The organism is Kribbella sp. NPDC005582 (assembly GCF_040605415.1).
In the GTDB taxonomy this organism is placed as follows: domain Bacteria; phylum Actinomycetota; class Actinomycetes; order Propionibacteriales; family Kribbellaceae; genus Kribbella.
In genome coordinates this window covers 107,934-131,314 of the sequence record NZ_JBEXCU010000008.1, presented here as the reverse complement: position 1 = coordinate 131,314, position 23,381 = coordinate 107,934, and the positions used below count along the sequence as shown (strand labels likewise).

The 23,381-nt window shown below is 68.0% G+C and carries 19 protein-coding genes; 9 read left to right on the top strand and 10 right to left on the bottom strand.

Annotated features, from left to right (window positions below; all coding sequences use genetic code 11):
- Positions 1 to 205 precede the first annotated feature (205 nt).
- Positions 206 to 1,225: a LacI family DNA-binding transcriptional regulator gene (locus ABZS29_RS34590; protein ID WP_355468572.1), complete on the top strand. Its 1,020-nt coding sequence runs from the start codon at positions 206 to 208 to the stop codon at positions 1,223 to 1,225.
- On the opposite strand, the gene ABZS29_RS34585 is transcribed toward ABZS29_RS34590, so the two are convergent.
- The 3 genes from ABZS29_RS34585 to soxR all read right to left on the bottom strand — a co-directional run bounded on the left by ABZS29_RS34585 (position 1,222) and on the right by soxR (position 3,064).
- Entirely contained in the window at positions 1,222 to 1,749 is a 528-nt protein-coding gene (locus ABZS29_RS34585) for a hypothetical protein (protein ID WP_355468570.1), read from the bottom strand. The two genes, ABZS29_RS34590 and ABZS29_RS34585, sit on opposite strands and share 4 nt — an antisense overlap.
- Before the next feature lie 20 nt (positions 1,750 to 1,769).
- Positions 1,770 to 2,414: a snapalysin gene (snpA, locus tag ABZS29_RS34580; protein ID WP_355468568.1), complete on the bottom strand. Its 645-nt coding sequence runs from the start codon at positions 2,412 to 2,414 to the stop codon at positions 1,770 to 1,772.
- Between the two features lie 176 nt (positions 2,415 to 2,590).
- Positions 2,591 to 3,064: a redox-sensitive transcriptional activator SoxR gene (soxR, locus tag ABZS29_RS34575; RefSeq protein ID WP_355468566.1), complete on the bottom strand. Its 474-nt coding sequence runs from the start codon at positions 3,062 to 3,064 to the stop codon at positions 2,591 to 2,593.
- A 347-nt stretch (positions 3,065 to 3,411) separates the two neighbouring features.
- Between soxR and ABZS29_RS34570 the strand changes: the two genes are divergently transcribed.
- Positions 3,412 to 5,652, top strand: a complete 2,241-nt coding sequence (locus ABZS29_RS34570; RefSeq protein ID WP_355468564.1) for a DEAD/DEAH box helicase — start codon at positions 3,412 to 3,414, stop codon at positions 5,650 to 5,652.
- Between the two features lie 48 nt (positions 5,653 to 5,700).
- Here the strand turns inward: ABZS29_RS34570 and ABZS29_RS34565 are convergent, their stop codons facing one another.
- The gene (locus tag ABZS29_RS34565; protein ID WP_355468562.1) at positions 5,701 to 6,789 is read right to left on the bottom strand and encodes an aminotransferase class V-fold PLP-dependent enzyme; all 1,089 of its coding nucleotides are present in this window, start codon (positions 6,787 to 6,789) and stop codon (positions 5,701 to 5,703) included.
- 127 nt (positions 6,790 to 6,916) lie between these two features.
- On the opposite strand from ABZS29_RS34565, the gene ABZS29_RS34560 reads away from it, so the two are divergent.
- The 5 genes from ABZS29_RS34560 to ABZS29_RS34540 all read left to right on the top strand — a co-directional run bounded on the left by ABZS29_RS34560 (position 6,917) and on the right by ABZS29_RS34540 (position 15,343).
- Positions 6,917 to 10,078 carry a penicillin acylase family protein gene (locus tag ABZS29_RS34560; protein WP_355468560.1) on the top strand — a complete coding sequence of 1,054 codons (3,162 nt, stop codon included), beginning with the start codon at positions 6,917 to 6,919 and terminating at the stop codon, positions 10,076 to 10,078.
- 15 nt (positions 10,079 to 10,093) lie between these two features.
- A complete protein-coding gene (locus ABZS29_RS34555; protein ID WP_355468558.1) occupies positions 10,094 to 10,708 on the top strand; it encodes a heavy metal-binding domain-containing protein in 615 nt (204 codons plus the stop codon).
- Entirely contained in the window at positions 10,698 to 12,062 is a 1,365-nt protein-coding gene (locus ABZS29_RS34550; protein ID WP_355468556.1) for a GH1 family beta-glucosidase, read from the top strand. Before ABZS29_RS34555 ends, ABZS29_RS34550 begins: the two co-directional genes overlap by 11 nt.
- On the top strand, positions 12,059 to 13,285 hold the full coding sequence (locus ABZS29_RS34545; RefSeq protein ID WP_355468554.1) for an MFS transporter: 1,227 nt from the start codon (positions 12,059 to 12,061) through the stop codon (positions 13,283 to 13,285). The genes ABZS29_RS34550 and ABZS29_RS34545 overlap by 4 nt, the downstream gene beginning before the upstream one ends.
- Positions 13,286 to 13,363: 78 nt before the next feature.
- Entirely contained in the window at positions 13,364 to 15,343 is a 1,980-nt protein-coding gene (locus tag ABZS29_RS34540) for an exo-alpha-sialidase (RefSeq protein ID WP_355468552.1), read from the top strand.
- Here the strand turns inward: ABZS29_RS34540 and ABZS29_RS34535 are convergent.
- From ABZS29_RS34535 to ABZS29_RS34510, 6 genes are all read right to left on the bottom strand, one after another.
- Positions 15,340 to 16,578, bottom strand: coding sequence for a crosslink repair DNA glycosylase YcaQ family protein (locus ABZS29_RS34535; protein ID WP_355468550.1), 1,239 nt, complete (start codon positions 16,576 to 16,578; stop codon positions 15,340 to 15,342). The genes ABZS29_RS34540 and ABZS29_RS34535 overlap by 4 nt on opposite strands.
- Before the next feature lie 19 nt (positions 16,579 to 16,597).
- Positions 16,598 to 17,173, bottom strand: coding sequence for a hypothetical protein (locus ABZS29_RS34530; RefSeq protein WP_355468548.1), 576 nt, complete (start codon positions 17,171 to 17,173; stop codon positions 16,598 to 16,600).
- A gap of 77 nt (positions 17,174 to 17,250) precedes the next feature.
- The gene (locus tag ABZS29_RS34525) at positions 17,251 to 17,709 is read right to left on the bottom strand and encodes an EVE domain-containing protein (protein WP_355468546.1); all 459 of its coding nucleotides are present in this window, start codon (positions 17,707 to 17,709) and stop codon (positions 17,251 to 17,253) included.
- A gap of 10 nt (positions 17,710 to 17,719) precedes the next feature.
- Positions 17,720 to 19,216: a tripartite tricarboxylate transporter permease gene (locus ABZS29_RS34520; RefSeq protein WP_355468544.1), complete on the bottom strand. Its 1,497-nt coding sequence runs from the start codon at positions 19,214 to 19,216 to the stop codon at positions 17,720 to 17,722.
- A complete protein-coding gene (locus ABZS29_RS34515) occupies positions 19,216 to 19,722 on the bottom strand; it encodes a tripartite tricarboxylate transporter TctB family protein (RefSeq protein WP_355468986.1) in 507 nt (168 codons plus the stop codon). Before ABZS29_RS34515 ends, ABZS29_RS34520 begins: the two co-directional genes overlap by 1 nt.
- 2 nt (positions 19,723 to 19,724) lie before the next feature.
- On the bottom strand, positions 19,725 to 20,729 hold the full coding sequence (locus ABZS29_RS34510; protein ID WP_355468542.1) for a tripartite tricarboxylate transporter substrate binding protein: 1,005 nt from the start codon (positions 20,727 to 20,729) through the stop codon (positions 19,725 to 19,727).
- 330 nt (positions 20,730 to 21,059) lie between these two features.
- Here ABZS29_RS34510 and ABZS29_RS34505 point away from each other — a divergent pair, with 330 nt between their 5' ends.
- Positions 21,060 to 22,721, top strand: coding sequence for an ATP-binding protein (locus ABZS29_RS34505; protein ID WP_355468540.1), 1,662 nt, complete (start codon positions 21,060 to 21,062; stop codon positions 22,719 to 22,721).
- Entirely contained in the window at positions 22,718 to 23,380 is a 663-nt protein-coding gene (locus tag ABZS29_RS34500; RefSeq protein ID WP_355468538.1) for a response regulator, read from the top strand. The genes ABZS29_RS34505 and ABZS29_RS34500 overlap by 4 nt, the downstream gene beginning before the upstream one ends.
- Position 23,381 lies beyond the last annotated feature (1 nt).

Below are 23,381 nucleotides of genomic sequence, written 5' to 3'. Positions count from 1 at the left end.
ACCGGCAGGAACGTGCCGGACGATCCGAGTAAAGGCCCCCAGGCGGGGGTGCGGCTATCTTCGCCGCCCGCGCTCGTCCTGACAAGGGATGCAGGCTGTGACCTGTTCATTCTGTTCACCTGGTGGACATGTCTGCGCAGTCTCAGCCTGCAACTTCTTGCAGCATCTTGCTGCAATGTCAACGGAGCCTGGGTAGGGTGCCCGCGTGACTACGAGAGCACGGCTGGCGGATATCGCCGCCAAGGCGGGGGTCAGTGAGGCGACGGTCTCGCGGGTGCTGAACGGCAAACCGGGGGTCGCGGAGGACACCAAACAGTCGGTACTCACGGCCCTCGACGTACTGGGGTTCGAGCGGCCGACGCGGTTGCGGCGCCGGTCGGCCGGCTTGATCGGGCTGGTGATGCCGGAGCTGATCAATCCGATCTTCCCGGCGTTCGCGCAGGTGATCGAGTCGGCGCTGTCGCAACGCGGCTTCACGCCGGTGCTCTGTACACAGTCCCCCTCCGGCGCGACGGAGGAGGAGTACGTCGAGATGCTGCTCGAGCGCGGCGTCTCCGGAATCATCTTCGTCTCCGGTCTGCACGCGGACACCGGCGCGGACCACGAGCGCTACCAGTCGCTGGTCGAGCGCCGGCTGCCGGTCGTCTTCGTGAACGGCTGGCTGCCCGAGGTCCAGGCGCCGTTCGTCTCCTCCGACGACAACGCCGCGATGGAGCTCGCGGTTGCGCACTTGGTTGCCCTCGGCCACCGCCGGATCGGTTTCGCGTCCGGCCCGGAGCGGTTCATCGTGGTTCAGCGCAAACTCACCGGCTACCGCACCTCGATGAAGGCTCAGCTCGGCGTCAGCGACGAGGACCTGGACCCGTTCGTCTCACTGAGCATGTTCGGGGTGGAAGGCGGGCAAGCCGCCGCGCAGCCGCTGCTCGATGCCGGTGCCAGCGCGATCGTCTGCGGCTCCGACATGATGGCCCTCGGCGTCATCCGGGCCGCCCGGCAACGCGGCCTCGGCATCCCGGCCGATCTGTCGGTCGTCGGCTACGACGACGCCCCGATGATGGAGTTCACCGACCCGCCGATGACCACCATCCGGCAACCCGTGCAGTCGATGGCGCTGGCCGCCGTACAGTCCCTGCTCGAAGAAGTCCGCGGCCACGCCACCCCGAAGACGGAGTTCCTGTTCCGCCCCGAGCTGGTCGTCCGCAACACCACCGGCCCGGCGCGCTAGTACTTGTATGCCTGGCAGGCGTTCGCTGTGAAGTCCGCCAACGTCCACACCCGGTTCGGCGGTTCCGGCGCGTTCTCGTCCTCTGGCCATTCGGTGGGAGGGCCGGCCAGCTCGCCTGGCTTCAGCTTCGCCAGCTCATCCTCGCTGAAGTCCACCGGGGTCGTCGTCCAACTGGCGTCGCTGGTCCAGCCCGCGAGCGTGTAGCGCTTCTTCGGATCACGTGCTTGCAGCCGGCCGTTCAGCACCCAGCCGTTCCCGCCATGAGCCAGGGTGAACTGCGAGAACCCGGTGACGGGCGGATCCACGACCCACCGCCCGATCTTCTCGTCGTGCGGCTCCTCACCCTCCGGCACGTGCGGATCCTCGAGATACAGCGAGGCGCCGTCGATATGGCCCTCGCACATCTGTACGACGGCAGTCCCGTCGGCCATCACGCCGAACACGCCGCCCCCGGGCACGCCACAGCTTGTCAGCGTGCCCGCCCCCAGGGTCGTCGCGAGAAAGATCCCCACCCATCTACGCATTCCGACAGCGTACGGCGAACTCAGCTCTTGCCGTTGGCCCAGAGGTTGTTGACCTTGCCGATCTCGGTGGCGTCGGGGTTGGGGTTGGTGCAGGAGGGGCCGGGGCCGCCGCCGGACATCAGCTCCGAGCAGGGGCCGGAGTAGTGGTCGGGGAGGCCGAGGACATGGCCGGTCTCGTGGGCGGTGATCCGGATCGGGTCGTACTGCTGGGCCTGGGCGTAGTCCAAGAAGATGTAGCCGCCGCCGTGGCCGTCGGTGGACGCGTACGAACCGCGGGAGTCGTTGCCCTCGGTGTAGTAGAAGTCGTAGCTGCTGCCTTCGACCAGCTTCACGTTGCTGACCGACGAGTTCCAGATCTGCGTACTGCGGCTGATCTGGCTCGCGAAGGTCGGTGCGTCGACGGAGTAGGTGACGGTGACCGCGGCGAGCTTCTGGCCGGCCTTGGCGGCCTTGGCCTGCTTGGCGCGGGCGGACTTCATGACCGCGTCGTAGAACGCCTTGGTGGCGGCCTCGTCCAGCGGTGATCCCGTGTACGCCGCCCGGCTGGCGGCGGTGGACACGGACGGTGCGGCGGGAGCCGGGGCAGCCGCGGCGAGAGCCGGTACGGCGAGTGCTGCGGCGGCGAGTCCGGCGAAACAGGACGACAGGATGCGGCGATGCGACATGGGAGGGCCTCACTCCGGATCAGTGGCGGAAAGCGACCAGCGGGCTACTGTTCGCTACTTCCGCACCCTGCCTCGCGCGCCGATTTTCCGCACGCACTCGGGCGGAACTCAGGGGTTAACCCGTGAATGCCGACGCCGGTTCTATGCCATCCATAACCGCGCGCCTATGAGCTGACCTACTCGCCCGGGATGCCGACGTTGAGGATGCGGGCGCCGGGGCCGCGTTCGGCGAGCCGGTCGGACTTGTTGTAGAGGTTGCAGCGCTGGAGGCTGAGGCAGCCGCAGCCGATGCAGCCGTCCAGATCGTCGCGAAGCCGCTCGAGCTCGCGGATGCGCTCGTCGAGGCGGCTGCGCCAGGTCTTCGACAGCCGGCTCCAGTCCGAACGCGTCGGAGTGCGGTCGTCGGGCAACGAGTCGAGCGCCCCGCGGATCTCGGCCAGGGCCAGACCGACCCGCTGCGCCGCCTGGACGAAGGCGATCCGGCGGAGCGTGCTGCGCTGGTACTGCCGCTGGTTGCCGGCCGTGCGCCGGGAGGTGATCAGACCCTGGTCCTCGTAGAACCGCAGGGCCGACGCAGCCACTCCGGACCGATGCGCAATCTCCCCGATGGACAGCCAGTGGTCCTTGCTCGGCACGTTCTCCTCCGCCATACCGCCACCCTAGAACCGCGCGCCAAGAACTCAAGCTCGCTTGAAGTACGATCGGAAACCAGTACTGTCACTGGTCTGGTGGTTGGGCTACTGGTCAGAGTGGGCGCCGGATTCCTGTACACTTGTCAGGTGTCGGTGCGCGAGTCGCGTCACCAGAGTACTTTCCAGGCGCTCCGACCCGTCGGTTTCAGCACCCGCTGAATTGTCCGGCGCCGAGGGTGCAACGCGATAGCACCCGCAGGTCGATGCCTATCTCCTGCCTGATGTTCAGACCGGTCAGCTTTTGCTGTCCGGCCTCTGCGCGCGGGCCACTCGGGGTGTCGTCCGCGATTTTCGAGAGAGAGATTGTGACTCAGCACCACCCTGACGACGCAGCTTCGAAGAAGCCGCGGCACAAGAAATTCCAGAACCAGTCGTTCGGCGAGCGGATGGGTGACACCCCCTCCACCGCACCGGCAGCTCGTGACGACCGCCCCGAGCGTCGTGGCGGACCTTCCCAGTACTCCGACCGTGGCCAGCGTGACGGCTCCCGCGGTGACGACCGTCGTCCGCCCGCGAAGGGCTACCGCTCCGACCGGAGCACGCAGCCCCGTCGCGACGGCGACCGTCCGTCGTACCAGCGCTCCGACCGCCCCGCGTACCAGCAGCGCGACGAGCGTCCGTCGTACCAGTCGCGTGACGAGCGCCCGTCGTACCAGCAGCGGGACGACAAGCCGTCCTACCAGCGGCGCGACGACAAGCCGTCGTACCAGTCGCGGGACGAGCGTCCCTCGTACCAGCGCCGGGACGACAAGCCTGCCTACCAGCAGCGCGACGACCGTTCGTCGTACCAGAAGCGTGACTCCTACCCGCAGCGCGACGACCGCTCGCGCGGGGACCGTCCGTCGTACCAGTCGCGGGACGAGCGTCCCTCGTACCCGCGGCGCGACGACAAGCCTGCCTACCAGCAGCGCGACGACCGCTCCTCCTACCAGCGCCGGGACGACCGGCCGTCGTACCAGAAGCGTGATGACCGGCCGTCCTACCCGCAGCGGGACGACCGCTCGCGTGGGGACCGCCCGCAGTACCAGCAGCGCGACGATCGTTCGTCGTACCAGCGCCGGGACGACAAGCCGTCGTACCAGCAGCGTGACGAGCGCCCCTCGTTCTTCAAGCGCGGTGAGGACAAGCCCTACGTGAATCGTGAACGACCGAACTACCAGGACACGACCCGGAGCCAGGACAACGCACCGGAGGACCTGGGCACCGTTGCCGAGGACAACCAGTTCGCCGCGCTCGGCCTCGCGCCGCGCCTCGTGCAGCGGCTGGCCCGCGACGGCATCTCCGCGCCGTTCCCGATCCAGACCGCGACCATCCCGGACGCGCTGGCCGGTCGCGACGTGCTCGGCCGCGGCCAGACCGGCTCCGGCAAGACCCTGAGCTTCGGCCTGCCGACGCTGATGCGGCTGTCCGGCGGCCACACCGAGTCGCGCCGCCCGCGCGGGATGATCCTGGTCCCGACCCGCGAGCTCGCGATGCAGGTGCACGACGCGCTCGAGCCGCTGGCGCACGTGATGGGCGTTTCGCTCAAGCTCATCGCCGGTGGCCTGCCGTACCCGAAGCAGATCGAGTCGCTGCGCCGTGGCGTCGACCTGCTGATCGCCACCCCCGGCCGGCTGATCGACCTGTGTGAGCAGGGCGCTGCCGACCTGGGCGCGGTCGAGGTCGCGATCCTCGACGAGGCCGACCATATGTGCGACATGGGCTTCATGCCGGCCGTTACCACGCTGCTGGACATGACGCCGAAGGAAGGCCAGCGGCTGCTGTTCTCGGCGACGCTGGACAACGACGTCGACAAGATCGTGAAGACCTATCTGAAGGACCCGGTCACGCACTCGACCGAGTCCGGCCAGGCCACGGTCTCCACGATGGAGCACCACCTGCTCGTCATCGAGCCGGGTCACAAGCAGTCGCTGACGGCCGAGCTGGCCAGCCGCGACGGCCGCACCATCGTCTTCGTTCGCACCAAGCTGGGCGCCGATCGCGTCGCCACCCAGCTGCGCGACCGGGGCGTGATGGCCGCGGCCCTGCACGGCGGCCTGACCCAGGGCGCCCGCAACCGGACGCTGGACCAGTTCAAGGACGGTTCGGTTCCGGTGCTGGTGGCAACGGATGTCGCCGCGCGCGGTATCCACGTCGACGACGTCGGCCTGGTCGTTCAGGCTGACCCGCCGGCCGAGCACAAGGACTACCTGCACCGCGCCGGCCGTACGGCGCGTGCGGGCGGTAAGGGTGCGGTCGTCACCCTGCTCCTGCCGCACCAGCGTCGGGGCATGATCCGGATGGCCGAGACCGCCGGTGTCGAGGCCGAGCCGGTGCGCGCCCGTCCGGGCGACGAGCTGGTCACCGAGCTGACCGGCGGCAAGACGCCGTCCGGGTACCCGGTCCGGCTCCCCGCCCCGAAGCCGCAGCGCGGCGGCGGTGGTGGCGGTCGTCGCTTCGGCGGCAACAGCAGCGGCCCGCGCCGTGGCAACAGCGGCCCGCGCCGGGACAGCAGTGGCCCGCGTCGCGACAGCAGCAGCGGCCCGCGCAAGTCGTACCAGCACTGAGCTAGCACCGAAGCCCCGGCTTCCTCTACGGAGGAGGCCGGGGCTTTGCTATGTCAGCAGTGCCCAGAGCCGAGCGAGTACGACGTCGATCTCGTCCTTGGTCAGGGGGACGAGCTCCAGCGTCAACTGGTCGTCCGCCAGCCGATCGGTCATCACGTAGATCGACGGCGAACCGGCCTCGAGCTGCGTGGCGATGTCATGCGCATTGGGCACGGTGAGCACCACGCGGGAGACCGGCAGCCCAGTCGGATCCGGTACGACGGTTGCCGTGACCCCCGGAATCCGGGCCGCGGCATCGGCGAAGTCGCCGGCCTTGGCCAGCTCGTCGGCCTCCCACTTCATCCGGTCCAGCGCCTGCCACTCCTCGAGTGCGGCGATGACGCCGATGACTGCCTCCTTGGTCGGCTTCATCGCCCGGCCGATGCCGTGCTCCTGCGCCCGGACGGCCTGCACGAGCGGCCAGGTGCCGGCGATCAGACCCGCGGTGGGTGAGGCCAGGTACTTCTGGCCGCTGATCAGCACCAGGTCGGCGCCGGTGGCCAGCAGATCGGCCACGCGAGGGAACTGTGCGGCTCCGTCGATGATCGCCGGTACGCCGCGGCGATGGGCGGCGCGGATCGCCGCCACCAGGTCGATCGGCGGTCCGCTGGTCAGCCGGGACGATACGAGCATCAGGCAACAGATGTCGGGGCCGTCGAGCTCGGCCTCCAGATCTTCAAGCGTGCAACGGGCTTCGTCACCCGCCAGGTCGACCTGGGCACCGGCCAATCGGATGCCCTGGAGGTTGGAGTGGCCGTAGTCGACCACGTGGCAGGCCGGCATCACCACCCGGTTGTGCATGTCCGTTGTATTGGGCAACGAGGCGATCCGGCGCGGGTCGGTGCCGGCCATCGTGGCCGCGACGGCGAGCGTGATCGAGGCCGCGGTGCAGTGCACGACGGCACCCGCCTGGGCGCCGGTGACCTGGGCGATCGTCTCACTCGCCCGGTCGCCGAGCTCGGTCATCACGAAGAACTCGGGTAATGCCTGTGCGACGGCCTCCGCCACCCCGTCGGAACTCCGTGACACCCCTAGTGGGGTGTAGGTGCCCCTGGCGTTGATCACCGCACTCAACCGATAACGGTCATGAATGCTCATGGTGGTCGACACAGTAGTGGTCACTGTCCGTACTTGACCAGTAGTCGCCCCGGACCAATTGCCGACCCCTTGACCTCGAAGCTACTAGTGAGTCATTCTCAGTTTCTTCGACCAAGGGAGGATTCCCGTGCCCCGCCCCGCACCCCGGACCCGCACCCTTCGTACGGCGATCGCCGTGGCGACCTCGGCCGCCGTACTGGCGGCGCTACCCGTACCGAGTACCCAGGCCGCACCACGAGCAGCAGCTGCCGCCGCACCAGTGGACTACTGCGCCGGCCAGTGTCGCGACATCCTGCCGCCAGGTCAGAACGGCAACGCGACGTTCACGGATCTCCTTGCCTTCAAGGCTTTCGGGACCCGCCCCGCGCATTTCAGCGACACCGTAAAGCCCTATCAAGACCTGGTCTGGAACTCCCAGAACATCACCGACGACGGCCTCGCGCCGTACTTCGACGACGCCTCGTTCGGGGTCAAGCCGGATGATGTCGCGAGCACCATCTCGCCGCGGTCGGACGTCACGATCGTCCGGGACAAGTCGCGCGGGATCCCGCACATCACCGGCACCACCCGGCTGGGCACGATGTTCGGCGCCGGGTACGCCGGTGCACAGGACCGCTTGTTCGTGATGGACGTCTTCCGGCACCTCGGTCGCGGCCAGCTGACGCCGTTCGCCGGTGGTGCGGCGGCCAACCGTGCGTTCGAGCAGGAGTTCTGGCGGACCGCGCCGTACACGGAAGCCGACCTGCAGCGTCAGTTCGACAGCGCCGACGAGCTGTACGGCGCCGACGGCGTGAAGATGCAGCAGGACATCCAGGCCTGGGTCGACGGTGTCAACCACTACATCAACACGGTCGGCATCGCGTACCCCGGTGAATACGTGGCGCTCGGTCTGGCTTGGCCGACGCAGCCGTGGAAGGTGACCGACGTCGTCGCCACCGCGGCCGTGGTGGCCGGCATCTTCGGCACCGGCGGCGGTAGCGAAGTCAATTCCGCCTTGGCTTTGCTCGAAGCCCAAGCGAAGTACGGCGTTGCCCAGGGCACCAAAGTCTGGGAGTCCTTCCGCTCGCAGAACGACCCCGAAGCCAGTACGACGGTCCACAACGGTACGTCGTTCCCGTACGGAACCACCGGGCCGAACCCGGCCGGACGGGCGATGCCGGACCGTGGATCGGTCACGCCCGAGCCCGAAGTGATCAACCAGACCGTCAACAAGACGGCGACCGTCAAAGCCGCACCCAAGGGATCCGAGAGTCTCAAGGGCGTCTTCGACGGTGGTGTCTTCCCCGAGGGCTACGGCAAGAAGGCGATGTCGAACGCTCTGCTGGTCTCCGGCGCGCACACCGAGAGCGGCAATCCGGTCGCGGTCTACGGCCCGCAGACCGGCTACTTCGCCCCGCAACTGCTGCTGCGCCAAGAGCTGCAAGGCCCCGGCATCAGCACCCGCGGAATCGCGTTCTCCGGCTTGAACTTCTACACGCTGATCGGCCGCGGCCCGGACTACTCCTGGAGCGCAACGTCCGCCGGCCAGGACATCACCGACACCTTCGCGGTCCCGCTCTGTGAGCCGAACGGGGGTACGCCGACGAAGAACTCGGCGTACTACGTCTTCCGGGGTGAGTGCACGCCGATCGAGCGGCTCGAGCGGAACAACGCGTGGTACTCGAGCCTCGGCTCCTCGGAACCGGCCGGCTCGTACACATTGGTTGCCCTGCGCACCAAGTTCGGCATCGTCACGCACCGCGGGACAGTGGCCGGCAAGCCGGTGCTGTTCACGAAGAACCGGTCGACCTACGGCAACGACGCGGGCTCGGCACTCGGCTTCATGTTGTTCAACGATCCCGAGAAGATGAAGTCGGCGGACGACTTCAAGAAGGCCGCCGCCAACATCGGCTACACCTTCAACTGGTTCTACACCGACAAGTCGACGATCGCGTACTACAACTCCGGCGACAACCCGGTCCGCGCGGCCGGCGCCGACCCGAACCTGCCGACCTGGAGCAACTACGAGTGGCAGGGCTGGAACCCGGCCACCAACAGGGCGACGTACACGCCGCCGGCCGAGCACCCGCAGGTCGTCAACCAGGACTACCTGACCAGCTGGAACAACAAGCAGGCGCCCGGCTTCTCGGCGTCGGACGGCCAGTGGGGCTACAACTCGGTCTACCGCAACCAGCCGCTGGACGACCGGATCAAGGCGGTCATCGGCAGCGGGCAGAAGTTCACCCGCGGCAAGTTGGTCGAGGCGATGGAGAGCGCGGCCACGGTCGATCTGCGCGCCGACTACGTGCTGCCCTACCTGCTCCGCGTGCTGAAGAGTGCGCCGATCACCGACCCGGCGGTCGCGGACGCGGTCGCCAAGCTGACCGCCTGGAAGAACGCCGGCAGCCACCGCCAGTCGCCGAACGCGTCGTCGAAGACCTACGACCATGCGGAGGCGATCCGGATCCTCGACGCCTGGTGGCCGATCCTGGTCCCCGCACAGTTCAAGGACCTCGGCCCCGACTTGTACGGCGCTCTGGTCGCGAACCTGAAGATCGACGAGCGGCCGAGCGCGCAGGGGTCGGCGTTCCAGAGCGGCTGGTGGGGTTTCGTCCAGCGTGATCTGCGCAAGGTGCTCGGCGATCCCGTCCAGGCGGCCCAGCCGGTGACGTACTGCGGTAGCGGAGCACTCGCAGCCTGCCGGTCGGTCCTGACCGATTCGTTGCTGGCCGCAACCAAGGTGCCGGCGGCGACGACGTACCCGGCGACGGCGGACTGTGCGGCGGGAGACCAGTTCTGCGCCGATCAGATCGCACACAACCCGATGGGCGGAATCACGCAGGACAGGATCGCCTGGGTCAACCGGCCCACGTACCAGCAGGTGGTCGAGTTCCCGGCTCGGCGCGGCGACAACGTGAGCAACCTTGCCCAGGGCAAGCCGGTGGCGGCGAGCAGCTACGAGACCGGCTGGTACAACTCCCCGCCGGTGAACGCGGTCGACGGGAACTTCGCCAGCCGATGGGCCAGCGACTGGTCGGATCCGCAGTGGTTGTCGGTCGACCTCGGCAGTATCCAACCGGTTGGTCGGGTGGTGCTGACCTGGGAGGCGGCGTACGCGAAGAGCTATCGCATCGAGGTGTCCACGGACGGATCGACCTGGAAGCAGGTGTACGCGACAACCACCGGCAACGGTGGGGAGGATGTGCTCCGGTTCCCGGCCACGCAGGCTCGGTACGTGAAGTTCACCGGGACGCAGCGAGCGACGTCGTACGGATATTCGGTGTATGAAATGCAGGTGTTTCGGCAGTGATGTCAGGATGAGTGCATGACGCAGAACTATCCTCCGAACCCCAACCAGCCCCCGCCCGGATACGGCCCGCCGCCGCAGGGCGGCTACCAGCCGGGCCCGCCGCCCGGCTACCAGCCGCCGCCGCAGCAGGGGTACCAGCAGGGGCCGCCGCCGCAGGGCTACGGCCAGCCGGCACCGGGGTACGGACAAGGGCCGGGCTACCAGCCGGCTCAGCAGAACGCTCCGCACGTCGCGCCGCAGGGCTCGCCGTACCCGGTGCTGGTCTCGACCATGAACGACCTGCCCGGGTACGTCGCGGACAAGGTCTTCGGCGAGGTCTTCGGCCTGACCGTGCGGAGCCGCGACTTCGGCTCGAACTTCACCGCCAGCTTCCGTTCGCTCGGTGGCGGTGAGGTGCCGGAGTACACCCAGATGCTGGCCGAGTCGCGGCACGTCGCCGTGATGCGGATGTGCCAGATGGCGCACCAGATGGGCGCCAACGCGATCCTGGCGATGCGGTTCGACTGCACGGAGATCGCCCAGACCATGAGCGAGGTGGCGGCCTACGGTACGGCGGTGATCGTGCACAAGGTCGAGCCGCCCCGCCCCGTGGACACCACACCCGATGAGGATGATGCGAGTGCCGGATGAGTTGAGTTTCCCGCCCGGATTCCGTTGGGGTGTCTCCACCTCGGCGTACCAGATCGAAGGGGCCGTGGCCGAGGGCGGCCGGGGCCCCTCGACCTGGGACACGTTCTGCGCCGAGCCCGGCAAGGTCCTGAACGGCGAGACCGGGGCGGTCGCGTGCGACCACTACCACCGGTACGCCGAGGATGTCGCGCTGATGCGCGAGCTGGGGGTCGACACCTACCGGTTCTCGTTCTCGTGGCCGCGGATCCAGCCGGACGGGACCGGGCCGGGCAACGCGGCCGGCCTGGACTTCTACGACCGGTTGATCGACACGCTGCTCGGTGCCGGCATCCAGCCGGCGCCGACGTTGTACCACTGGGACACCCCGCAGGCGCTGGAAGATGCGGGCGGCTGGCTGTCGCGGGACATCACCGACCGGTTCGGTGACTACGCGTCGGTGCTCGCCGCGCGGTTCGCGGACCGGGTTCCGATGTGGATCACGATCAACGAGCCGATGGTGCTGACGCTGATGGGCTACTCGCTCGGAGCGCATGCCCCGGGCAAGGACCTGATGTTCGACGCATTGCCGGTCGCGCATCACCAGTTGCTCGCCCACGGCCGGGCCGTCCAGGCGCTCCGGGCCGGTGGCGCCACGAACATCGGCATCGCCAGCAACCAGGCGCCGACCTGGCCGGCCAGCGACAGCGCCGAGGACGTCGAGGCTGCCGGGCTTTACGACAACCTGATCAACTGGTTGTTCGCCGACCCGATCCTGCTCGGCAAGTACCCGGCCGGCTACGAGGCCGCGATGCCGGGACCGGTCGAGGACGATCTGAAGGTGATCTCGACGCCGCTCGACTGGTTCGGGATCAACCACTACGCACCGGCCTCGGTCGGTGTTGCGACGGGCCAGGCGGACGTGGCCGCCACCGACGGGATCCCGCTGCCACCCGGGCTGCCGTTCGAGCCACGGATGGTGGAGGGCTACGACCGGACCGACTTCGACTGGCCGATCGTGCCGGCCGCGTTCGGCGAGATCCTGCGCACCTTCAAGGACCGGTACGGCGACCGCCTGCCACCGATCTACATCACCGAGAACGGGTGCGCGATCAACGACGTACCGGTCGACGGTGTGGTCGACGACCAGCGCCGAATCGCTTACCTGGATGGGTATCTGCGGTCGTTGCGGTCGGCAATCGACGATGGTGTCGACGTCCGCGGCTACTTCCAGTGGTCGCTGATGGACAACTTCGAGTGGGCCGCCGGGTACTCGCAGCGGTTCGGGCTCGTGCACGTCGACTTCGAGACGCTCGAGCGGACGCCCAAGGCGTCGTACCACTGGTTCCGCGACGTGATCGCGCAGAACCGCGAATGACGACGGAGTCCCTGGCCGAACCCACGATGAGGGTTCGGCCGGGCTGGACCGTGGCCGTGGTGCTGGCCAATGTCGGAGTGTTCGCCGCGTGGTTCGGCCCGATCCAGGTGCTGCTGGCCAAGCAGTCCGAGGCACTTGCTCCGGACAACAAAGAATTCGTCTTCGGCCTGGTCACCGGAATCGGTGCGGCAGTCTCGGTGGTTGCTGCGCCGATCTGGGGTGCTGTCTCGGACCGGACGACCTCCCGGTTCGGTCGCCGGATGCCGTGGACGCTCGGTGGTGCGCTGGGTGCTGCCGCGGGTCTGCTGGTGCTGTCCGGAGCTCAGGGCGTGGCCTTGATGCTTGTGGGGTGGTGCCTCGTGCAGTTGTTCGGCAACGCCGTACTGGCTGCGCAGACCGCGACCGTCCCGGATCGGGTGCCGGTCGAGCAGCGCGGTGTCGTCGGCGGTTGGGTCGCCGTCGCCCAGGTCCCCGGTGCACTCGTGGGGACCGCGCTGGCGACGGTCTTCGGTGGGATCGCTGTCGGGTACATCGCGTGTGCGATCTTCGTCGTGTTGTCCGTGCTGCCGTACGTCGCGCGTGCGCAGGACGCCCGGCTGGTGGTTGCGCCGGCGTTCGTGCTGCGCGACTTCCTGCGTGGGTTCTGGATCAGCCCGCGCCGGTATCCGGACTTCGGGTGGGCGTGGTTGACGCGGTTCCTGTTCAACGTGGGGAACTCGATCGGTCTGCTGTACCTGTTCTACTACTTGCAGGACGAGGTCGGCGTCCCCGATGCGGGCACCAGCGTCCTCGTCCTGACGGCGATCTACAGCGTCTGCACCCTGGTCACCGCGATCGCCTTCGGCGCCTGGTCGGACCGGCTCGGCCGCCGGAAGATCTTCGTCGTCGCCTCCGGCCTGGTGATGGCGGTCGCCGCCGTCGTCCTCGCGTTCTGGCCGACCTGGCCGGGCGCCGTACTCGGCGCGATCGTGCTCGGCATCGGCTTCGGCGTCTACCTCTCGGTCGACTTCGCCCTGATCACCGAGGTCCTCCCGAACGCCGTCGACCGCGCCAAAGACCTCGGCGTCATCAACATCGCCAACTCCCTGCCCCAGGTGATCGCCCCGGTCATCGCCGCCCCGATCGTCAAACACCTCGGCGGCTACCCCGTCCTCTACTTGCTCTCCGCGGTCATCACCGCCCTCGCCGGCGTACTGGTCGGCAAGGTCCGCTCGGTCAAGTGATTCAGCTTCCTGCCAGAGTCCAGTATTGGCCGCGGAGCAACAGGTCCTGGTTCACCTTCGGTCGTTAGCGTCCCGGGCATGACTCCGCCCGTCAGTCGTCGCACATTCACCGCCGGACTTGCCGCTGGTGCCGTCAGCACCGCCCTACCGTCAGCCGTCCAACCCGCTGTCGCCACCAGGCAGGCCGAGGTCGCGGCACCTTCCTTCGCCGAGACGATCTTGTGGGACAACACAGTTGACCCACTGGCGAGCTACCACGTGCACGCCCTTGCGGTCCTGCCGAACGACACGATCCTCGCCTGCACCGAAGGCAGGTATGAGGTCTGCGATGCGGGTCCGCACGACCTGCTGCTCCGGCGCAGTACCGATGGCGGTCGGACCTGGACACCGTCGAAGGCCGTCGTACCGTCGGTCAACGGCCAGAGCTGGGCCAACCCGACCTTCGTCGTCGACAGCACGACTGGTGAGGTCTTCCTGTTCCACGGCTTGTGCGTGCGGTTGCCGGAGAACACCAGTTGTTCCGCTGACTCCAGCACGTTCCATGTCATCTCCAGTACCGACAGCGGAGTCACCTGGAGCGAGCGCCGCGACCTCACGGCGCTGTTCGAGCACTTCCCGCACAACTGGGCCATGCACGGAGCTGGGCCCGGACACGGCATCCAGCTCTCCTCGGGCCGGCTGCTGGTGACCGTCGGCCATCGGACGATCATCACCGGCGTACCGGCTGCTGACCGGCACTACGGCGTCTCCACGATCTACAGCGACGACCACGGCCGCACCTGGCGTTCGGGGGCTGAAGTCCCCTTGGGCCCAGACCTGCCGGCAATGGGCGAGTCCCGGCTGATCGAGCGGGCCGACGGCAGTGTGCTGCTGAACAGCCGTCCTGGTTCCGGCAACGACTGGCCGCGGGGCGTTGCTATCAGCACCGACGCCGGGCTGAGCTGGTCACGACCGGCGCTCGACTTCGGCGCCGGCCTGTTCAACGGCGTCGACACAGGCCTGCTCCGCTACTCCCCGGACCGCGTCCTGCTCAGCCGGCCAGATGCTCCGATGCGCCGAAACATGACGGTGTCGGTCAGCTACGACGAGGGGAACTCGTTCCGCTACAGCCGCGTGGTCAATCCGGGCCGCAGTTACTACTCGGACCTGGGCCGACTCTCCGACGGCACGATTGTCTTGCTGTACGGCCGCGACGGCGACCTGGACGGATTCCCGCAGAGGGTGGCTGTTGCCTGCTTCAACTTGGAGTGGCTGACCGCGAGTCGCGACTCCCTCGCCACCGGCCCCGGACTCAGCACGAAGACATTCCCGTTGGGGCCTCCTCCCACAGGCTCGATCGAGTACCCCTTCATCGTCGACCGCGACGCTCGGTACGAGCTCTGGCTGCGCTACTACCGCACGGCCGCCGGTGCTCTGGTCTCGGTCGCCGTCGACGGCCAAACACCCCGTACGTCGGCCATCGACCTCACGTCGTTCCGAGGCGACGGCCACGACGTCGTACTGGTGGACACGCGTCAGCTCGCTGCTGGGCGGCACACCCTCCGCATCACGCTCGCCGGTCCCGGGCGAGGTGGTGGCCAGAGCATCGACCTCGATCAGCTGACGCTGGTCACAGCCTCGGCAAAGCCTGATGTGCGGGAGGAGATCACCGTGGACAACAACGGTCTGGGCTTCGAGTTGGTCGGTACTTGGAACAGCGGTCGCAGCATTCCGGGGTATTACGGCTTCGACTACCTCACTCACCCCAAAGGCACCGGTACGAACCTGGCGCGGTTCCGCCCGGCGTTACCGGGCGACGGCCGGTACGAGGTGCTGGTCTCCTACACCGCCGACCCGAATCGCGCCTCGAACGCCAAGTACGCGATCCACCACGCCACCGGTACGACGACAGTGACCGTGAACCAGCGGATCCAGGCCACCCCGGACGATCGCACCGGCGAGTGGAAGTCGCTGGGTGAGTTCACGTTCAAGGCCGGAACCACCGGATATGTCCAACTCACCGACGCGGCCGACGGGTATGTGATCGCCGACGCGGTCCGGTTCCGCCGCCTCTCCTAAGGCAGACGAACGTTCTCGAGGCCGAGCCAGTCGGCCATCAGCCGGAGCTCCTCGCGGAGTGGTTCGGTGAAGTCGGGAGCGCCGGGCTCGGCGGTGATCGTGGGGACCACGAGGGTGGAGGTGGCGCGCTCAGCCTTGAGATCGATGCGGGCAACCAGCGCGTCACCGAGTAGGAACGGGAGAACGTAATACCCATGCACGCGTTGGGCGGCTGGGGTGTAGATGCTGATCCGGTAGAAGAAGTCGAAGTACTGCTCGGTGCGGTCCCGGTTCCAGATCAGAGGATCGAACGGCGAGAGCAGCGCGCGGGCGTCGACCGGTCGATCCACGGCCTCGTGCCAGCGGTAGCTCTGCTTGGTGATGCCTTCGACCTGCACCGGGACGAGCTCGCCGGACTCGACAAGCTCAGCGATGATCCGGCGAGCGGTTGCTGTGGGCAACTTGTAGTGGCCACGCGAGCCGCAGAGATCGGCGGCCGTGCCGATGCCGATGCCGCGGGCGGCGATCCGGACCAGCTCTTGCTGCGGATCATCCGGCTCCGGCGAGGCCAGTACGGCGGCCGGCAGCACCCGCTCGGTGAGGTCGTAGAGCCGCTCGAAGTTCCGCCGGCCGGCGATGCTCACCAGGCCGGCGCAGAACAGGTACTCGACCGCGATCTTGGCGTCCTGCCAGTTCCACATCGAGCCCGTGGTCGGATCAGGATCCGGGTCGGTGCGCTTGCGGCGTACGTCGTCCGGGCTGATCTCACCGGCCGCCAACGGCCCCCGCTCGGCGATCGTGGCGAGCACCTGCTCCACGAACCCGGGTCGCTCGGTCTGCAGCCGCCGCATCCCGACCACCACCGCCCACGGCGCAGTGATCACCGGCGAGAGCTCTGCGCTCCAGTCTTGTTGCTCGGCCGCCCGCATCCGGTGCCGCAGCAGCGGAAAGTACACCACCGGCAGCAAGGCCGCCTTGTGCCCCCAGAAGTACTCGAACAGTTCCCGCGATGGTCCCCAGCTCAGCTGGTCAAGCCGGTCTCGCGAATAGTCCCCCAACCGCGAGAACAACGGCAGGTAGTGCGCGCGGGTCAGCACGTTCACCGCGTCGACCTGCAGTACGCCGACGTCCCCGATCGCCGACCGCATCCGCCGTACATCAAGACGACCTACCGGTCGCCCGCTCGCGAATCCCTGCGCCCCCAGCGCGATTCGTCGAGCAGTAGCGACCGATAGGTCGTCTCCGAAGAGCTTCATGTTTCAGAAGCTACCGGCCTCAGCCGACAAGCGTCACCGTCTGCGTCGCCTTGCGCAGCACCAGGTCGAGCTCGGCCTGGTCTTGTGCACGCCCACCCACGGTCAGCTCGACCAGCGCGTGGTTTCCGCCGTCCAGCGTGTCGGCGTACCGCGTGGTCACCACGCGCTGTCCCCGGGCGCCGTCACGGTAGGTGTACTTCACGTCGTAGAAGACGACCTTCGGGTTGTTCCACGTGATCTCCGACGGCGTGACGCCGTTCGACAGCGAGAGGATCTTCAGGCCCGGCACCTTCTTCAGCTCGGCGGTCTTCCGCGCGACCTGGGTCTTCGGGCTCACCTTCGCGTAGATCCCGTCGACGCGCAGCATCTCGGTCGAGCCCTTGGTGAACTTCGCCTGGTCCCGGTCGAGCTGGGTGAACTTCCAGCCCTTCGGTGCCTGGACCGCCACGGTGCAGTGGTCCTTCGAGGTCCCCCAGCACTTGTAGCTGTAGCTCGGCGCCGCCGCGCTGCTCGGCATTGCGCCGGCCACGACACCCACGGCCGCCAGCGTCGCGGCACCAGCCAGCATGCGGGCCAGCAAGCTCTTCTTCAGCATCGTTCTTTCCCCTCTTACCCCGGCCCCAGTTGGCCTGACGCGAACTGAGACGCGGGTTTCGTCGGAGAAGTTGGCCACTACTTGATAACTTCCGCAGCACCCATGGCTGCTTGCAGAACAGCGAAGTCCGCGGGCTCGAGAGCGACCAGGCCGCGGCGCAATTGATAGCCCCAGTTCGGTCGGGCGGTCAGCAGGAGGTCGCCGGTGATCTCGCTGAGGGGGATCGGCGTGACGCGGTCGAAGTCGACGGTCCGGCGCCAGGGTTGGACGATGCCGTGGGAGCCCATGTCCATCGGGGCGGCCTGATAGGGCTCGTCGTCGGCGACGATGCCGAGGGCCGTGAAAGCGCGCAGTGGGGTCTTCGCCAGGTACTGCTCGGTCGGGGAGTAGATGACGAAACCGTCGCCCCGGCGCAGTCGCGCGACGCCGGGGCGTTTGCCATGGTTGAGCTGGATGAAGCCTCCGGCGACACCGCGCCGTGCGTGTTCGGCGGAGACGACAGCCAGCCAGGCCCGGGTGATCAGTGTGTTCGTCATGAGTTCAGTGTCAGACGGTATTGGTGACACGTTTAGTCATATATTTCGACACCAGCGGCCACCCGAGCAGAAGCAGCAGGACGGCGTAGATGACGTACGAAACCGGGCCGCCGACCAGACCGTGAAGTTCGCCGTTGGACAGCTGCAGCGACATCCGGGCCTGGCGTTCGGCGATCGGGCCGAGGATGACGCCGATGATCAGCGGCAGCACCGGGAGGCCGAAGCGGCGCATTCCGAAGCCGAGCAGCCCGAGCAGGAGCAGGAGCAACAGATCGAGCGGCTGCGCGTTCACGGCGTACGCGCCCATCGAGGCGAAGAAGATGATGCCGGCATAGAGGTACGGGCGAGGGATCTGCAGCAGCTTGGCCCACGCCGGTGCCAGCGGGAGGTTGAGCAGCAGCAGCATCAGGTTGCCGATGAACAGGCTCGCGATCAGTGCCCAGACCAGGCGGGACTCGCGCTGGAACAGCAGCGGACCCGGCTGGATCCCGTACGACGTGAACGCGGCCAGCATCACCGCAGCGGTCGCGTTGGTCGGCAGACCGAGCGCCAGCATCGGTACGAGCGTTCCGGCCGCCGAGGCGTTGTTGGCCGCCTCCGGGCCGGCCACGCCCTCGATCGCGCCGTGCCCGAACTCCTCGGGATGCTTCGACAGCTTCTTCTCGGTCGCATAGGACAGGAACGTCGGAATCTCCGCCCCACCCGCGGGTAGCGCCCCGATCGGGAACCCGAACGCCGTACCGCGCAGCCACGGCTTCCACGACCGGCGCCAGTCCGACTTGGCCATCCAAGGCCGGCCGACCGGGATGACAGTCCCCGGAGTCCGCCGCAGGTGGGCGGCCACCCAGAGCGCCTCGCCGACCGCGAAGATGCCGACGGCAACCACCACGACATCGATGCCATCGGCAAGCTGCGGGATACCGAACGTCAGCCGCTCCTGACCGGTGACCTTGTCGATCCCGACCAGACCGATCACCAGCCCGAGCAACAGCGCCGCGAGTCCACGGATCCGAGACGACCCCAGTACCGAGGTGGCTCCGGCGAAGGCGAGCAGCATGATCGCGAAGTAGTCCGGCGCACCCAGGCTGATCGCGAACTTCACCACCTGCGGCGCGACCAGCGCGAGCAGCAACGTGCCGATAGTGCCGGCGACGAACGATCCGATCGCCGCCGTTGCCAGTGCCTGCGCCGCGCGACCCGACCGCGCCATCTTGTTACCTTCGATCGCCGTCACCACCGATGACGACTCACCAGGTGTGTTGAGCAGGATCGAGGTCGTCGAACCGCCGTACATCCCGCCGTAGAAGATCCCGGCGAACAGGATGAACGCCTGCACCGGCTCGAGCCCGTACGTGATCGGCAGCAGCAACGCGACCGTCATCGCCGGGCCGATTCCCGGCAGGACGCCGACCGCCGTACCGACGGTCACGCCGAGGAGTGCGAGCAGCAGGTTCATCGGCGTCAGGACGTCGCCGAAGCCGGTCAGCAGATTCGCGAGGTTACCCATCACAGGATCCCTTGCAGTACGCCGGCCGGGAGGTTCACACCGAGCCCGATCGCGAACAGGTAGAACGTGATCAGCGACAACGCGACCGCGATCAGCAGGTTCCGCACGTAGTGCCGGCTACCCAGCGCGTAGGCCGAACCCCAGAACAGCACCGCGCCGCTGATCACCCAGCCGGCCGGTTCGATCAGGATCAGGTTCACCACGAACGCCGCGATCAGCAGCAGGACGGTCTTCCAGTCCACCGCGGAGGTCGGATCGACGTCCTCACCACCCTCCGCCTCGCCGGAACCGCCGCGCGCGACATCGACGGCGTACAGGACCGCGACCACCAGCAGCAGGACGCCGAGCACGATCGGAACCGGTTTGGGGCCGATCGGATCGTTGCTGTTGGCAATGTGCCGGATGCGGAGCGCATCGACGATCACCAGGCCGCCGACCAGCATCAGGAACCCGCAGACGCCGTACTGCGCCTTGTCGGGCCGCCGTTCGACGGCCGCGTCGACCATCGTCACGACGCGAGTCCCAGCTTGGTCAGGACGTCCGCAACCGCCTTGTCCTGCTCGGTCAGGAAGGTGCCGAAGGCATCACCGGCGACGAAAGCATCCGTCCAGCCGTGCTTGGTCAGCTCGGCCTTCCACTCCGGCGAGTCGTGCATCCGGGTCAGGGCGTCGATCCAGACCTGCTTGTCCGCGGCACTGATCTCCGGCGGCGCGACGATCCCGCGCCAGTTGGTGAAGACCAGGTCGATCCCGGATCCCTTGAGCGTCGGCACGTCCTTCAGCGCCGCGACCGGCTGCTCGCTGGTCACCGCCAGGACCCGAACCTGACCGCTCTCGACCTGATCCAGGAACTCGCCGAACCCGCTGGCTCCGAAGGCGATCTTGCTGCCCAGCAAGGCGGGAAGCAGCTCGCCGCCGCCGTCGTACGAGACGAAGTTGACCTGCTTCGGGTCGATCCCGACCGCCTGCGCGAGCTGCATCGGCAGCAGGTGATCCGGCCCACCGGGCGACGAGCCGCCGCCGACCGCAAGCCCCTTCGGGTTCGCCTTCCACGCCGTGACCAGGTCGCCGATCGTCTGGTACGGCGAGTTCTTCGGGACCACGATCGCCCCGGCCTCCTCGATGAGCTTGGCCAGCGGGGTCGTCTGGGTCAGCGTCGCCTTCGACTTCGACGTGTACGTCGCACCGACCACGCCGAGGCCCATCTGCAGGGCGAGCTTGCCGTTGCCCTTCTCGTTCACGGTCCGCTGCAGCCCGACCGTCCCGCCCGCGCCGGGCAGGTTGAAGACCTGCGTCCCGGTCGCGATCTTGGCGTCATCCATGACCTTGGCCGCAACCCGCGCGGTTGTGTCGTACCCACCACCCGCCGTGTTCGGCACCATCAACCGCAACCCACTCACCGGCTTGCCACTCCCGGTCCCACCGGAGTCCTTCTTCTCCGCCGTCGCCCCGCACGCGGTAGCGCTCACCAACGCCAGCACCGCCGTACCGGCCACCCAAACGTTCAACCTCATCAAAACTCCTTCCAAGCCATCTAAGTGCGCCCGCCCACCCCCTTCCCCCGCCCTCCCCGCCCCATCTGCTGGGTTAACCCACCAGATTGTGGGTTCTGCACCCTCATGCGGGTGGTTAACCCACAACCTCATGGGTTAACCCATGAGAGGGGTTGGGGCGGGGACGGGTGGGGAGTGGGGTTTGGGGTGGGCGCGGTTGGGTTGATGGTGGTGGGTCGGTGGGTACGGCGTCTGCGTTGTGGCCGCAGCGGAGGTTGAGTTCATTGTGGTCACGACTCGATTGGCCCTGAAGGGTGGCCTTCACGGTGTTTCACCAACGATCATGCGGCCGTGGCGTTGCGAATCAAGAAGCGGCCGACCCTGGCCGGCCAACTGCTGGTTCTGCAGTTGGCGATCGTGGTGGTGGTGCTGGTGGCCGTCGCCGCGGTTTCGCTTGCCCAGTCGGCGGCGACCTTCAACCGGGTGGAGGGCCGCCGGGTGACCGCACTGGCCGAACAACTCGCCGGAAATCAGACGCTGCGGTTCGGAATCCGGCATCCCGTCCCCGCCGAGGTGCTGGCCCCGCTCCTCACCACCACTCTGATCCAGGCGGGCGTCACCTCGATCACGGTCGCCGACGCGGACGGCCGCGTCATCGCGGCCACCAATCTCTCCACCATCGGCAACACCATGACCTTGGGTGATCAGCGAGTCGCCGAAGGTCGCGGCTGGTCCGGTGAACTCCGGGTCGACACCGAGCAGGAGCTGGTGTCGCAGATCCCGGTCCTCAGCCAGGGCACGGACGCGAACAACAAGCCGGACGGTTCGCTCGGCGACCGGATCGGCACCGTGATGGTCGGTGAGCGGGTCCCGTCGGTCCTGGAACGGTTGCGCGGGGCATCGTCGTACCTGGCGATCTATCTCGGGATCGCCTGTGTGCTCGGTCTGCTCGGCTCCTGGTTGCTGGCGCGCCGGATCAAGCGGCAGACGCTCGGCCTGGAGCCGCGCGAGATCGTCGGTCTGGCTGAGCACCGAGAGGCGATGCTCTACGGACTCGCCGAGGGAGTCGTTGCCCTGGACCCCCACTTGCGCGTGACGCTGGTGAACGACGTCGGTCGCCGGCTGCTGGATCTGCCGACCGACGCGGTCGGCCGCAGCCTGCGGGAGCTGGGCATCGAGGGCCGGCTCCGCGAGGTGCTGGCCGGTGAGCACGACGGCGATGCCGCCCGCGACGCCGTCGTCGTACGGCGTGGCCGGGTGCTGGTGATGAACCGGATGAACGTGTCCAAACACGGGCGGTCCCTCGGTTCGGTCACCACACTGCGCGACCGCACCGAGCTGTCCCAGCTGGAGCGCGAGCTGGGTTCGTTCCGCAGCTCGGCCGAGCTGCTCCGGGCGCAGACCCACGAGTTCGCGAACCAGCTGCACACGATCTCCGGGCTGATCCAGATCGGGGAGTACGACGAGGTCGTCGCGTACGTCGGCGCTCTCAACCGCTACCGCGAATCGCTCGACCTGACCCTGACCCGGCGCGTCCACGACACCACCGTCGCCGCCCTGCTGATGGCGAAATCCTCGGTCGCGGCCGAACGTCGCGTCGAGCTCCGCGTCTCGGAACGCACCACCGTGCAGCGGCTCGCGCCCGAGCTGTCCGCGGATATCGCCACCGTGGTCGGCAACCTCGTCGACAACGCGGTCGACGCCGCCGCCCAGTCCGGGACGCCGCTGTCACCCGCCTGGGTCGAGGTCGAGTTGCGGCAGGACGCGACCAGTATCGAGATCGAGGTCCGCGACTCCGGGCCGGGCATCGCGCCGGAGTTGGCGCAGGAGGTGTTCGCCCACGGCTTCACCACCAAGGCTGCGGCCGAGGGGGAGCGGGGGATCGGACTGGCGATGATCCGGCTGATCTGCCGGCGTCGCGGCGGCGAGGTCGCGGTCACCAACCTGGCCGACGGCGGCGCCGCGTTCGTCGCGCGGATGTCGGTCCAGCCGTTGCCGGAGGGAGCGAAATGATCAAGGTGCTGGTGGTCGAGGACGATTTCATGGTGGCGCGGATCCACCGCGGGTTCGTGGACCGCGTCGACGGTTTCGAGGTCGTCGGTACGGCGAACTCGGGTGAGCAGGCGCTGACCGCGATCCGCGAGCTGCGTCCGGATCTCGTCCTGCTCGACCTCTACCTGCCGGACACGTTCGGGATCGACCTGATCGCGCAGCTCCGCTCCGCCCAGCCGGACTGCGACATTCTGGTGATCACGGCCGCTCGCGAGGCGGACGCCGTCCGGGGTGCTGTGCGGCAGGGGGTCGTCAACTACCTGCTGAAACCCTTCGGTTTCGAGGACCTGCGGGCGCGGCTGCAGCAGTACGCGCGACAGCGGGCGAGCGTGCCGCAGCAGGTGACAAGTCAGGCCGACGTCGATCGCGTGCTCACGCCCTCGCGGCCGGCCGGGAACCGCCTGCCCAAAGGCCTCAGCCAGGAGACCGCCGACCTCGTCTCCACTGCCCTGAAAGCAGCCGACACCCTCTCCGCAGCGGAGTGCGCCGAACAGGTCGGCCTGTCCCGCGTCAGCGCCCGCCGCTACCTCGAGTTCTTCTGCACCCGCGACCAGGCGATCGTTGCCCTCCGCTACGGCACGACAGGCCGCCCCGAACGCCGGTATCGCTGGCGCACCTAGA